This is a genomic window from Urechidicola vernalis (assembly GCF_031846385.1).
Classification (GTDB): Bacteria; Bacteroidota; Bacteroidia; order Flavobacteriales; family Flavobacteriaceae; genus Urechidicola; species Urechidicola vernalis.
Genome location: NZ_JAVRHV010000001.1, coordinates 253358 through 267312 on the forward strand (window position 1 = coordinate 253358; position 13955 = coordinate 267312).

Consider the following 13955-nt stretch of genomic DNA (forward strand, 5'->3'; position numbering starts at 1 on the left):
AACAATTTTATTAAATGAAAATATTAAAAGACATAAGCAGTATCCTAATAGTAGTATTTATAAGTACTTCATCCTTTGCAACAGAATATTACGTAAATGCAGAAACTGGAAACGATCAAAACAATGGTAAAAGTGAAAGCACCGCATGGAAATCACTTTTTAAAGTTAGCACGACAAACTTAAAACCTGGTGATGTTATTTTATTGGCTAATGGACAAGAATTTAAAGGTAGTATTGAATGGACTAAGCTAAGCGGAACAAAATCAAAACCAATTGAAATTTCAAGTTATGTCGTTTCGGGTAGCGATATAAAACCAATAATTAACGCCAAAGGATTTTTAAACGGGATTAAACTAACCGACTGCAGTCATATCAAAATTAATGGAATTTCTATTATAGCTGATGGAGGAAAAAAACCTAAAAAAGGGATGCGTTGTGGTATTTTCTACACCTCTAGTAAGGTTGGAAATTACTCGAATATAACCATAGAAAATTGTACTATAAAAAATGTGTTTTTTGAAAGTACAGGTTTTCAAAGAGGCAAAGATGAAGTGAAAAGCGCTAACGGAACGCAGAGTTATGGATGGGGAATTCGATTTTTAATGAAGAACAAATCAACTTTAAAAAATGTATTTATTCAGTCTAATGAGGTGCAAAATGTTGCACATACGGGAATCAAAATCAATGGTAATATTGATAACCTCAATATTCTGAATAACGAAGTACTTAAAACTGGTGGTCCCGGTATGCAATTTAGTGGTATTACCAACGGACTTGTGAAAGGAAATAAAGTAAATTACTCAGGCTCTAATGATGACAGTAGAAAATGGGGTCGCGGAAGTGGCATGTGGACTTGGGGAGTTGATACCATGTTGATTGAACATAATAGTTTTAGAAATGCTAATGGTCCTGCAGATTCAGCGGGTTGTCATATCGATTTTAATTGTAAGAATATTATTGTGCAATACAATGTAAGTGAAAATAATGCTGGTGGATTTGCTGAAATACTTGGTAATAATTGGAATTGCGCTTATCGTTATAATGTAAGTATTAATGACGGTCATCGGGTTAAAAAGAAAGGCGTGGCTTTTCAAGAAGGTAAGATTTATTGGTTAAGTGGTTTTGTTGGGAAAAACAGGGAAAGAAACGGTCCTTATAATTCTTATTTCTATAATAATACGATTTATGTAAAAGATGAAATAACGGCTAAAATGGCCGTAGCCAAGGTGGCACAAGGTGTTTTAGTAGCTAATAACATATTTCATATAAAAGGAAATAGTAAGGCTGTATTAGGAGATCAATATCAACCACAAGAATCTGGAGAGGCCGATATACCAAATGTGATTTTCAAGAATAATTTGTTTTTAAAAAACTCGAACTGGCCAAAAGATGTACTCATTCAACCTGAAACTTCTGTATTTGGAAATCCTGAATTTGTGAATACCGGAGGAAAAGAAATTATAGACTATACTCCTACTAATGTTGAATTGATTAAAAATAAAGGAATTGAAATCCCGCTAATTCCAGGCGATAAAAAAGGGTTGTACATAGGAGTTAAAGTAGAAAAAGACATTTTAGGAAATAATATTAAGGATTTGCCGGATATGGGCGCCATAGAAATGAATTAAGCCATGAAAAAGTATATATATATACTTAGTTTCTGTATGTCATTTAGTTTGATGGCACAAGAAGAATTACTAAGTGAGAAAATAAGTATTCTAAAAGAGTATGATCAAGACCATCTTCACAGAGTAGCATTACCTATTGGAGGTATTGGAACCGGAACAGTCTCATTAGGTGGTTCTGGTGAATTAAGAGATTGGGAGGTAATGAATGTACCAGCCAAAGGATACAGCACGGTGACCACAGGAAACGATGCTCCTTTTTTTGCCATTTATACCAGAAAGAAAAACGCTAGACCAAACACGAAGGCGTTATTGGGACCTATCAACCCAGCAGATTATCAACACTATGAGGGAAGGTCGGTAGATCATCATGGTTTTCCGCGTTTTAGAAACGCGTCTTTTGAGGCAACATACCCTTTCGGAATTGTAAGCCTATCTGATAAAACAATGCCCGTAAAGGTGAAAATTGTGGGTTATAATCCATTTATTCCCGCAGATGCCGATGCTTCAGGGATTCCGATGGCAATTTTAAAATATGAAGTAGAGAATACAACATCTGAGGATTTAGAAGTTGCTATTTCTGGAAATATTAGAAATTTTATTGGTAAAGATGGTAGTAAACACACTTCTGATTGGAAAGGTGATTTTATCCCTATTGGTGCAAAAGACAACAAGAATGAATATAGAAAAACAGAAAAGTTTCAGGGTATTTACATGTTCTCAAATGGTGTAGATAAAAATGATGCCGCTTGGGGTACGTTTGCGATTTCAACTCCTAACAACAAACAAGCACAAATTACCTATCGTACAAGTTCCACTAAGAATGATTGGTATAATAGTACGTTGAATTTTTGGGACGATTTTGGTGCTGATGGCTTGCTTACCGAAAAAGACAAACAATACGATATAGATCCTTTGGCTTCCTTGGCTGTAAAAAAATCCTTAAAAGCCGGAGAAACGAAAACGTTTACATTTTATTTAACTTGGAATTTCCCTAATAGGTATGCATGGTCTTCAGATAAACTTAAAAACTACTATTCGACCCAATATGATAATGCATGGGATGTGGTTGAAAAGGAAATAGATCGTTTGCCTGCCTTAACAGAGAAAACACTACAATTCACAAACAGTTTAATAGCAAGTACTTATCCTGAAGAAATTAAAGAGTCGGCACTTTTTAACCTGAGTACCTTACGTTCGCAAACTGTTTTTAGAACTGAAGATGGAAAAATGTTTGGTTGGGAAGGTGTTATGGATCGAGAAGGTTCATGCTTTGGATCGTGTACGCATGTTTGGAATTATGAACAAGCCACTCCGTTTCTTTTTAATAAGTTGGCTTTAACAATGCGTGAAGTAGAATTTGAATATGCATCAGGAGAAGATGGGCATATGGGCTTTAGAACCAAACTTCCATTGCAAAAAGAAGCATCGGGAATTGACTTAGCCGCTGCAGATGGACAAATGGGAACCATTATGAAATTTTACCGCGATTGGCAATTATCTGGAGATTCAGAGTTCTTAAAAAAACATTGGCCAAAAATAAAAACCGTTTTGGCGTATGCCTGGATAGAAAATGGATGGGATGGTGATGTTGATGGCGTTATGGAAGGTGTGCAACACAACACCATGGATGTAGAGTATTATGGTCCTAATCCACAAATGCAAATTTGGTATTTAGGTGCACTGAGAGCGGCAGAAGAAATGGCCAAATTCATGGATGATAAACCCTTTGCTAAAAAATGCAAGAGTTTATTTGAATATGGATCCGAATGGACAGATGCCAATTTATTTAATGGAGAATATTACGTGCATAAAACACAAGTTCCGGAAAGTAAAGAAGCAATTGCTAAAGGATTGGTAGGAGAACATCGTTTAAAAGGGTTGGATTTAAACGACCCTTATTATCAATTAAAAACTGGATGTTTGGTGGATCAATTGGTAGGTCAATATATGGCACATGTCTTAGGTCTTGGGTATTTGGTAAAAGAAGAAAATGTAAAAACGGCTTTACAGAGTATTCAAAAATACAATAAGAGAGATGGTATGTATGAGCACTTTAACAATATGCGTTCCTATGCAATGGGAGATGAAAAGGCTTTGCTTATGGCAAGTTGGCCTAATGGAGGTAGACCAACAATTCCATTTCCTTATTGGTCGGAAGTAATGACCGGATTTGAATATACCGCTGCTATTGGAATGTTGTATGAAGGAATGGAAGAAGAAGGATTAGATAACATCAAAAACATTAGAGATCGTTATGATGGCTTAAAAAGAAATCCGTTTGATGAAGCCGAATGTGGACATCATTATGCACGTGCTATGGCTTCATGGGCAGGTGTTATTGCCGAAAGTGGATTTCAATTTTCAGCCATTGACAAATCCATCAAATTTACAGACAAACCGGGAAAATATTTTTGGTCAACTGGAACCGCTTGGGGAATGTGTGATATAGTGAAAAACGGTAACGATTATGAAATTAGTTTAGAGGTTCTTCATGGAAAATTAGAATTAGAAACAATTCAGTTAGGGAACCACAAACTTCACAAGTTTAAAGGAACAAGGTCTATTAATGAAGGTCAAAAAACAGCACTAAACTATTAAGAATACGAATGAAAAAAATATTTTTAATTGTTGCGAACTGGTCAAACAGTTGAGTACACTCATAATAATGGGGTTTTAACAATTCCAAACCCAGATGCAGGACCTGACGGTTTACATGAAGTAATTGAAATTGTATTTTAATAAAATGAGAAGAAATTTATTCTTTATATCATCATTTGTTTTATGTTTATTGGGTTTTGAAAACCCGATGCTTTCGCAATCAAATAAACCAAACTTCATTATTTTCTTAACGGATGATCAAGGTTATAATGATGTTGGGGTGTTTGGTTCGCCTAACATAAAGACGCCCAATCTAGATGAAATGGCTAAAAAAGGAATGCGATTTACCAATTTTTATGCACAACCTCTTTGTGGTCCATCCAGGGCGGCATTGCTTACGGGGAGCTATCCAATAAGAATAGCGGAGCCGAATAATGTCAAAAACTTTCACACAAAACTGCATCCAAAAGAACTAACCATTGCAGAAGTATTAAAAACCCAAGGTTATAAAACAGCATGCATAGGAAAATGGCATGCAGGTGAAACGCCAGAACAAATACCCTTAAAACAAGGATTTGATTATTATTACGGAACGCCCGAATACAACGGAAATTCAAAATTAATAGAGCAATCGCCTCATCGAAGCCCCATATTGAGAAATAATGATACGTTGATGGTGATAAATACTGTTGAAGAAATGGGCCAGCTTACAAGTAAATACACGAAAGAGGCTAAAAATTTTATCAAGCAAAATAAATCAAATCCATTTTTTCTATATCTATCTCACAATATGCCCCACGTTCCGATAAGTGCTTCCGAAGAGTTCAGAGGGAAATCTGAAGGAGGACTATATGGAGATGTTATCGAAGAATTGGATTGGAGCATGGGAGCAATTCTAAAGACCTTGAAGGAAGAAGGCCTTGAAGAAAACACCTTGGTGATTTTCGTTTCGGATAATGGCCCTTGGATTGAAGAAAAAATTGGAGACCATGGAGGCAGTGCATATCCACTTAAAGGAAGTAAAGCACAAACTTGGGATGGAGGCGTTCGGGTGCCTTGCATTATGCAATGGAAAGGGAAAGTTCAAGAAGGAATAGTAAATAATGAATTGCTGACAACAATGGATTTTCTACCAACTTTTTCAGAAATTTCTGGAGCAAAACTTTCAAAAGAAGTAACTATTGATGGAAAAGATTTTAGCGGTGTGCTTTTGAATAATGAACAAAGCCAGCATGATCGTTTTTATTATTACGCATACACCCATTTGCAGGCCGTTAGAGACAGTCAATGGAAATTGGTATTACCTCGTTCTAAAAAACCTGGGTATATGAAATGGAGAGGAAGAAAAATAGACGCCGTTAAAGAAGTACAACTTTTCAACCTGAAAAACGACAGAGAAGAACAGAACAACATTGCAGAACAACATCCAGAGAAAGTAAAAGAATTGATGTTATTGATAGAGGAAGGACGTAAAGAGTTAGGTGATCATGATAGCATTGGTGAAGGCGCTCGTTTTTATGATTTAGGACCTAAAGATATTAGAATAGAAGAATTTTATAAATGGAAAAATAACTTAAAAGATGAATAGACTAGCAACATTTTTGATAATGATATTTATTATCTCATGCCAAACAACAGAGAAGGAAAGCAGTGAAGTGGTAAAGGAAGAATTTAATTGGAAAACAGATGTTGAAAATACAATAAAACAATACGGTCATAGAAATTGGATTGTAATAGCAGATAGTGCCTATCCAGTTCAAAGTAATCCTGCAATTAAGACAATTACAATAAATGAAAGTCAAATTGAAACTGTGGAGTTTGTCAGTAAATTAATTGATAAAGCACCTCATGTACATGCAAATATTTTTATTGATAAAGAAATGGGATATGTTCAAGAAAATGATGCTCCAGGAATTGAAAAGTATAGATCAAATCTTTTAGATGTGTTAAAAGGAAAGCATACCGAAACCATGTTGCATGAAGTGATTATTCGCGAATTAGATGCTTCAGCAAAATTATTTGATATTTTAATTATTAAAACGGATTTAGCCATCCCTTATACTTCAGTGTTTTTTCAATTGGAATGCGGTTATTGGAATGCAGAAGCAGAAAATAACATGAGACAACTTTTAGAAAAGGCTTCATCGAATGAACCCTAATTAATTCTAATCATTTCCAAACTATTCATATTGAAGCATAAAAGAAATACTCATTTGACCTCAATTTCCTAGATAATGAACCCTATGACCACCGAAATTGAAAATATATTCAAGAATTTTACAAATGAATATTGAGCGCATTAATGCATCTCATAATTGAAATGAACACATTAAAAAATGAAATTAAAAAAAGCGCTTTTACTATTAGGAGTAATAAGCATTCAATTAGTTTATAGTCAATCCTTAAATAAGGATTGGGAAAACGAAAAGGTTACTCAAATAAATAAAGAAGAGCCAAGTGCTACATTGTTTTATGATGACGATTCTGACGATGTAACTTTATTAAACGGAATTTGGGATTTTGCTTTTTATAACGATGTTAGTGAAGTGCCGAAAAATATCACTCCAAAAAAATGGGATAAAATTTCAGTACCAGCAGCATGGGAAATGCAAGGGTATGGGCAACCTATTTATACAAATATTGTGTATCCATTCGATAAGAATCCACCTTTTATCGCTGGTCAAAATGGTAATCCGGTTGGACTTTATCAAACTACTTTTACCATTAATGAAACAAGTTTAAAAGAAACTTTTGTAAGATTTGAAAGTGTAGCTTCTGCCTTTTATTTATGGATAAATGGTGAAAAGGTGGGCTACAGCCAAGACAGTTGGTCTCCAGCCCAATTTATTATTTCTAAATATGTAAAAAAAGGCCAAAATACATTAAAAATGCAAGTGTTTAAATGGAGTGATGGTAGTTATTTAGAAGACCAAGATGGATGGAGAATGAGTGGTATATTTAGAGATGTGTTTTTAGTTCAAAAGAATGAAGTTCACTTTAAAGATTATTTCGTAACAACGCCTCTAACTGAAAATGGGGCAAAGTTTAACCTTTCATTATTTTTGAATAATAGTATAGAATTACCTCTTGATGATTATACATTGTCAATTGAATTATTTGATAGCGCTGGGGCAGAAAGAATTAATAAAAAACTTAATATAAGTGAAGCCGTTATTGAATTTAACAAAGAGCTTGAAAACATAAGATTGTGGTCGCATGAATCACCTAACCTTTCGTTATTGAAACTAGATTTATTGAAGAACAATAATATTGTTGATCAGATTCAAACGGATATTGGTTTTAGAGAAGTTTCAATATCTAAAAATCACGAATTGCTATTAAATGGAGAGCCAATTCTAATTAAAGGTGTTAATGTTATAGAGCACGATCCTATTCATGGAAAGCACATTCCTAGAGAGCGAATGGAAAAAACATTAAAACTCTTAAAGCAAAACAACATTAATACTGTTAGAACAGCGCACTATCCTGCGTCTCCATACTTTTATAAGCTTTGCGATGAATACGGAATGCTTATAATTGATGAAGCCAATGTAGAATCTCATGGCATGAAATATGGCCCAGAATCACTAGCCAAGCAACCAACTTGGCAAAAAGCACATGTAGAGCGGATGGAGGCAATGGTGCAAAGAGATAAGAATCATCCAAGTGTTATTATGTGGTCTTTTGGAAATGAAGCAGGCAATGGGATTAACATGACAGCAATGCAAAAACGAACTAAAGAAATTGATACCACAAGGCCTACACATTATCATTCTTCAGAAGCACCAATCTCATTTGATACATATGGTGGTGGAATTTGGAAAGGTGGTAAAAAGCACAAATTTGGAAGGTATCAATCTGTAGAGGATATGGAGCATATTGGTAAAATGAATTTGGATAAACCATTTTTATTGAACGAGTATGCACATGCAATGGGTAACAGTGTTGGGAATTTACAGGAATATATTAATGTTTTTGAGAAGTACCCTGGGCTTATTGGTGGTTGCATTTGGGATTGGTCTGATCAAGGAATCACCAAAAGTGTTGATGGGAAGTACGGAAGCCAAATACAAGATGTAGCGCAGGCACACGCCGAATGTCTAAAACCTGAAAGCGATTATTATTGGGCGTATGGTGGAGATTTTGGTGATACACCAAACGATGGAAATTTTTGTATGAACGGGATTATGATGGCTGATTTAACGGTAACTCCGAAAACTATAGAAGTTAAAAAAGCCTATCAGAATATTGCATTTAAATGGGTAGATAGCCAAAAAGGGTTGGTTGAAATTACAAACAAGTATTTTGAGACTAATTTGAATGCATTCAACTTTGAATGGCAATTATTAGAAAATGGTAAAGAAGTGAAGAAGGGTAATATAACCGTTGCCTTAAAAGCTGGAGAAAAAAATATTTTTCAGTTGAAATCTTTTGAATTTTCGAGAAACAAAGAAGTTGTACTTCAAATTCAAGCAAAAACCAAAAGTAAAACAGCTTGGGCTGATGCAGGTCATGTCGCTGCTTGGGAAGAGTTTATGATTGAAGAAGCAAATTTAGAATTCGAAGAAATAAATAGTAAAGAGAAAGTATTAGTTCAAGAAAAAGATAATATGATTACCATTGAATTTAATAATGGATATTTAGATTTTGATAAATCCTTAGGTGCCATCACAAAACTTATTAAAAATGGTGAAATAGTGGTCGATGGCAGTTTTGATTTGGCATTTACAAGAGCCTATATTGATAATGACAAAAGACCTGAAACCAGAAAAACATGGGATGCTATTGATTTACATAATTTACAAACGACAACTGGAGATGTGAAATCTGCTATTTTGGATGACAGAATAGTAATTTATGTAAATAAAAAACATCAAACAATTGGACATACCAATGGATTTACAACCCTTGAAAAATATACCATACATGGGAACGGAGTGATAGATATAGATTTGAATGTAGATTATTTGGGAGAAAGAAAGCCATTTACGTTTCCGAGAATTGGTTACGAAATAAAATTAAACAAATCTATTTCAGAAAGTACTTGGTATGGAAAAGGCCCAGGTAGTTCTTATAAAGATAGAAACACGGGAATGCAAATGGGAATGTACTCGGCAGCTATAAATGAGCATTTCGTGAATTATGCACGGCCTCAAGAAAATGGAAATAAATCGGACATTCGTTGGGCACATGTTTCTGATAAAACAGGAAACGGATTGAGATTTAAAGGTAGTACTCCATTAAACTTCTCATTTAGAAAATATACAACTAGTCAATTAAATAAGGCAACACATCCTCATCAGCTAAAAGCGAATGATTTTAATATTTTAAATATAGATTTTGATCATGGTGCTCTGGGTAATGGCAGTTGTGGTCCAATACCGATGGAGAAATATTTTAATGATATCTGCGATAAAAGTTATCGTTTAAGAATGAATTTTAATAATAAGAAATAGAAGATATGAAACATGTTATACTAATTTTAAGTGCGCTTTGCTTAATCTTAACGGTTAACTTGCAAGCACAATCAAAATCGGAGAAACCAAATTTTATCATCATTTTAGCTGATGATTTGGGTTATGGTGATCTGGGTTATACCGGAAGTAAACAAATTAAGACACCTCATATTGATGCCTTGGCTAAAGATGGTGTGATTTTTACAGAAGGCTATGTATCTGCTCCAGTTTGTGGTCCTTCAAGGGCGGGATTGATGACTGGTAAAAACCAAGTGAATTTTGGTTTTGACAACAACCCAATAGTGGATTTACCTCAATTTGATGAAAATTATGTGGGGGTACCTGTAGAAGAAAAAATGCTCTCGGAACGTTTGACGGAATTAGGTTATGTAAACGGATTAATAGGGAAATGGCATTTGGGTGAAGTAGAAAAATTTCATCCAACCAATAGAGGTTTTCAAGAGTTTTGGGGGTATTTAGCAGGAGGGCATAATTATTTTCCTGAACCCACAAATAACTCAAGATACAGTAGGCCGATCATTTCTAATTACAAAATACCACAACCGATAACATACATCACCGATGATAAGGGAGACGAGTGTGTAGATTTTATTAAACGCCATAAAGATGAACCATTTTTCCTTTATGCCTCATTTAATGCGCCACATGCCCCTATGCAAGCAACCAAAGAAGATTTAAAGTTATACGAACATATCAAAGATGAAAAACGTCGAACTTATGCGGGAATGGTGCATCGTTTGGATGTAAATGTTGGACGAATTATGGCTGAATTAAAAAAGCAAGGAATTTATGAAAACACAGTTGTTGTATTTTTAAGTGATAATGGTGGGCCATGCACAAATAATGCTTCTATTAACGCTCCTTTTAACGGACAGAAAGGAATCTTATTAGAAGGAGGGATTAGAGTTCCATTCATTATTTCTCATCCAGAAAAACTGAAAAGAGGTGTTTATAATAAAACCATCACAGCGCTAGATTTAACACCAACTTTTGTCGCTTTAGCAGGCGGGTCAATTGATGAGGAAGATAAGTTAGACGGTATTAATATTTATCCATATATCACACAAAAAATTAACGGGAATCCACATGAAACTTTAATGTGGAGGTTTACAATTAGTGCAGGAATCCGGAAAGGAAACTGGAAATTAGTTCGTTTACCAGATCGTTTACCACTCTTGTTTAATATAGATAAAGATCCGTCAGAACAACATAACGTGGCAAGCGAGAATTGGGATATGGTTTCAGAATTATTAAAGGAATTAGGAGATTGGGATGTTTCTGCTCCTCAAGTATTGTATTTGGAAGGAAACCCTTGGCGAAGAAATCAGGTGGACTTGTATGACAGGGATTACCAATTAGAACAACAGAAATAAAAAAATGCATTTTCGAAATATCATCATAATTCTAAGCGTAATTTTATTTACCTATTGCGGTAAATCAATTGAAAAATTTAAACCTGGAGAACTTTGATTAGATAAATTAAATGGCATAGTGAGTGGAGTCTTGAGTAAGAGTTTATTAGAAATAAGTGGGTTTTCTATTATTTGTTCAGTTAGTCTTTTTTATGCCATTAATCAGTTCTATTTGTGTCATAAAAATCGCTATGCTTTGGTTAATTTTCGGCTCAATTAGATAGTCAAAATTGAACAAACTAAAATCACACAATTAGCATAGAATGAAAAACCTTTTATTTATTCCAATAGCAATCCTTTTGATCAGTTTATTTTCATGTACAAATCTTGAAAAGGAAGCGAAAGTAAGGCTCAAAAATAATATCAACCGCGAATGGAAATTTACCTTTAGTTCTGAAACAGATGATTTCTCTGCAGAAGTATCTGAAGGTTCGAAATGGGAAAGAGTAGGATTACCTCATAGTTTTAGTATTCCTTATTTCCGCTCCGAAAGTTTTTACGAAGGTTATGGTTGGTACCAGAAATCATTACAAATAGATGAGAATTGGATCGGTCAAAATATAAGCCTAGAATTTGACGGTGTTTTCCAAGTTGCAGAGATTTTCCTGAATGGAGACAAAGTTGGTGAGCATAGAGGTGGATATACTGGATTTACGATTGATATCTCAAAAGCCGTAAAAAAAGGTGAAAATCTTTTAGCAGTACGTGTCAATAATCTATGGGATGCGCAATTAGCACCTAGAGCAGGAGAGCATGTTTTTAGTGGTGGTATTTACAGAGATGTTTATCTTAATATAACCACTCCTTTGCATGTTGTATGGAACGGTACTTTCGTTTCTACTCCTGTGGTGAATAAAGAAAAAGCGGTAGTTAATGTTAAAACAACCATAGAAAATAAAAGCAAGTCATTAAAAAAGTTCACTTTAAAAACTGTTATTGTTGATGATTCTGATCAAGTAATAACCGAAATGCTTTCTGAGCAAACGATTGATGCGGGTGCTATGGTTGACGTTGATCAATTGAGTAAAGAAATTAATGATCCTAAATTATGGTCACCAGATGCACCCAACTTATACAAGGCACTTACTTACATCTATGAAAATGATGTGTTGGTAGATAACTACGAATCTACTTTTGGTTTTAGATGGACAGAATGGACGGCTGATAAGGGGTTTTTCTTAAACGGCGAACATGTTTATTTGGAAGGTGTAAACGTACATCAAGATCATGCTGGTTGGGGAGATGCCGTAACCAAAGCCGGAATTTATCGTGATTTAAAACTGATGAAAGATGCCGGATTCAATTTAATTCGTGGTTCTCATTATCCACATCATCCTTACTTTACACAAGTTTGCGACGAACTTGGACTCATGTTCTTGCCTGAAAACTGTGTTTGGGGAATTGGTGGTTTTGTAGATGATGGTTATTGGAATTCAAGTACCTACCCAATTCATGAAGAAGATATGGAGGCCTATAATAAAAGTGCAGCGATGACTCTTGAAGAGTTGATTCAAATTAACAGAAACAGTCCTTCTGTTATTGCTTGGAGCATGAGTAATGAGCCATTTTTCACGGCTAATGAAGTCATGGAGCCAATGAAGGAACTTTTATCAGAATTAGTAGAATTGTCACATGAGTTGGACCCATCTCGACTCGCTATGATTGGTGGCGCGCAGCGAAGAGATGTAGATGTTTTAGGAGATATTGCAGGGTATAATGGAGATGGAGCCACCTTATATAAAAATCCTGGAATGCCAAATATGGTAAGTGAATATGGTTCTTGTGTAACGGATCGTCCGGGTGACTACACCCCGTGTTGGACGAGTCATATAGCCGATGGCGAAAAACCAGAATGGCGCAGTGGTCATGCAATATGGTGTGGTTTCGACCATGGTAGTATTGCAGTAAATATGGGTGAAATGGGAATTGTAGATTTCTTTAGAATCCCAAAACGATCTTGGTATTGGTACAGAAACTATTTTAACGGAATTGCTCCGCCAGAATGGCCTGTGGAAGGAACTCCTAAAAGTTTAAAACTTTTTGCAGATAAAACAACAATTCATGGAACGGATGCTACGGACGATACACATATTAACGTGAAGGTAATTGGAGAAAACGGAAAGCATATTTCAAATAGTCCAGATGTTACGCTGACGATTATTTCAGGACCAGGTGAATTCCCAACCGGAAGAAGCATTACTTTTAAGGAAACCACCTATAATGATATTCAGATTTTAGATGGTCATGCAGCTATAGAGTTCCGTAGTTATGAAGGTGGTAAAACCGTAATTGAAGCAACTTCGGAAGGCTTGGCATCTGCACAAATTGAAATTATAATAACTGGAGAGCCTACATTTGTTGAAGGAAAAACACCTTTAGTTAAGGATAGAATTTATACCGATTACAGATTGTTAAAGGCTATTGAGAAAGGAGAGCCTGTTAAGGTTTCTGATACAAGACCCACGCGAACAAATTCTACAAGTAATAGTCTGCCTTCTTTAGCAAACGATGGTCATAAGTGGACCAAGTGGAAGCCAAGTATAGAAAATGGTAGTGTTTGGTGGGAATTAGATATGGAAAACTTTTATGATGTAGATCGGGTTGAACTTAATTTTGTGAATGCCTTTAGTGGTGAAATTTCTATTGCAACATCACTTAATAAAAAAGACTGGATTCTTATAGATGAGAATACATATCAACATTTAAAAGAAACCATTCGTAAAATAGAAGATACTTCTAAAGTGCGTTTTTTAAGAATTAATTTAAATCCAAAGAATGTTAATGATCCTCTTGTAATAGGAGAATTTGAAGTGTTTGGAAATACGAATTAAATAATAAAT

7 protein-coding genes are annotated in these 13955 nt (G+C 35.0%); all 7 read left to right on the forward strand.

From position 1 onward, the window contains the following. Positions 1–14 precede the first annotated feature (14 nt). A complete protein-coding gene (locus RM519_RS01185) occupies positions 15–1628 on the forward strand; it encodes a right-handed parallel beta-helix repeat-containing protein (protein WP_311591653.1) in 1614 nt (537 codons plus the stop codon). A 3-nt stretch (positions 1629–1631) separates the two neighbouring features. After that, positions 1632–4226 (forward strand): GH116 family glycosyl-hydrolase, encoded by a 2595-nt coding sequence (locus RM519_RS01190; RefSeq protein WP_311591654.1) that lies wholly within the window; start codon positions 1632–1634, stop codon positions 4224–4226. 145 nt (positions 4227–4371) lie between these two features. Further along, positions 4372–5814: a sulfatase family protein gene (locus RM519_RS01195; RefSeq protein ID WP_311591656.1), complete on the forward strand. Its 1443-nt coding sequence runs from the start codon at positions 4372–4374 to the stop codon at positions 5812–5814. Continuing rightward, the gene (locus RM519_RS01200; RefSeq protein ID WP_311591657.1) at positions 5807–6385 is read left to right on the forward strand and encodes an RbsD/FucU domain-containing protein; all 579 of its coding nucleotides are present in this window, start codon (positions 5807–5809) and stop codon (positions 6383–6385) included. Before RM519_RS01195 ends, RM519_RS01200 begins: the two co-directional genes overlap by 8 nt. 177 nt (positions 6386–6562) lie before the next feature. Then, positions 6563–9682 carry a glycoside hydrolase family 2 TIM barrel-domain containing protein gene (locus RM519_RS01205; RefSeq protein WP_311591658.1) on the forward strand — a complete coding sequence of 1040 codons (3120 nt, stop codon included), beginning with the start codon at positions 6563–6565 and terminating at the stop codon, positions 9680–9682. A 5-nt stretch (positions 9683–9687) separates the two neighbouring features. Continuing rightward, positions 9688–11076 carry a sulfatase-like hydrolase/transferase gene (locus RM519_RS01210; RefSeq protein WP_311591659.1) on the forward strand — a complete coding sequence of 463 codons (1389 nt, stop codon included), beginning with the start codon at positions 9688–9690 and terminating at the stop codon, positions 11074–11076. A gap of 302 nt (positions 11077–11378) precedes the next feature. Beyond that, on the forward strand, positions 11379–13946 hold the full coding sequence (locus RM519_RS01215) for a glycoside hydrolase family 2 protein (protein WP_311591660.1): 2568 nt from the start codon (positions 11379–11381) through the stop codon (positions 13944–13946). The last annotated feature ends 9 nt before the right edge of the window (positions 13947–13955 follow it).

Coding starts and splice junctions, on each gene's coding strand:
- RM519_RS01190 (WP_311591654.1), top strand. CDS start 1,632: ATGAAAAAGTATATATATATACTTAGTTTCTGTATGTCATTTAGTTTG.
- RM519_RS01195 (WP_311591656.1), top strand. CDS start 4,372: ATGAGAAGAAATTTATTCTTTATATCATCATTTGTTTTATGTTTATTG.
- RM519_RS01210 (WP_311591659.1), top strand. CDS start 9,688: ATGAAACATGTTATACTAATTTTAAGTGCGCTTTGCTTAATCTTAACG.
- RM519_RS01185 (WP_311591653.1), top strand. CDS start 15: ATGAAAATATTAAAAGACATAAGCAGTATCCTAATAGTAGTATTTATA.
- RM519_RS01215 (WP_311591660.1), top strand. CDS start 11,379: ATGAAAAACCTTTTATTTATTCCAATAGCAATCCTTTTGATCAGTTTA.
- RM519_RS01205 (WP_311591658.1), top strand. CDS start 6,563: ATGAAATTAAAAAAAGCGCTTTTACTATTAGGAGTAATAAGCATTCAA.
- RM519_RS01200 (WP_311591657.1), top strand. CDS start 5,807: ATGAATAGACTAGCAACATTTTTGATAATGATATTTATTATCTCATGC.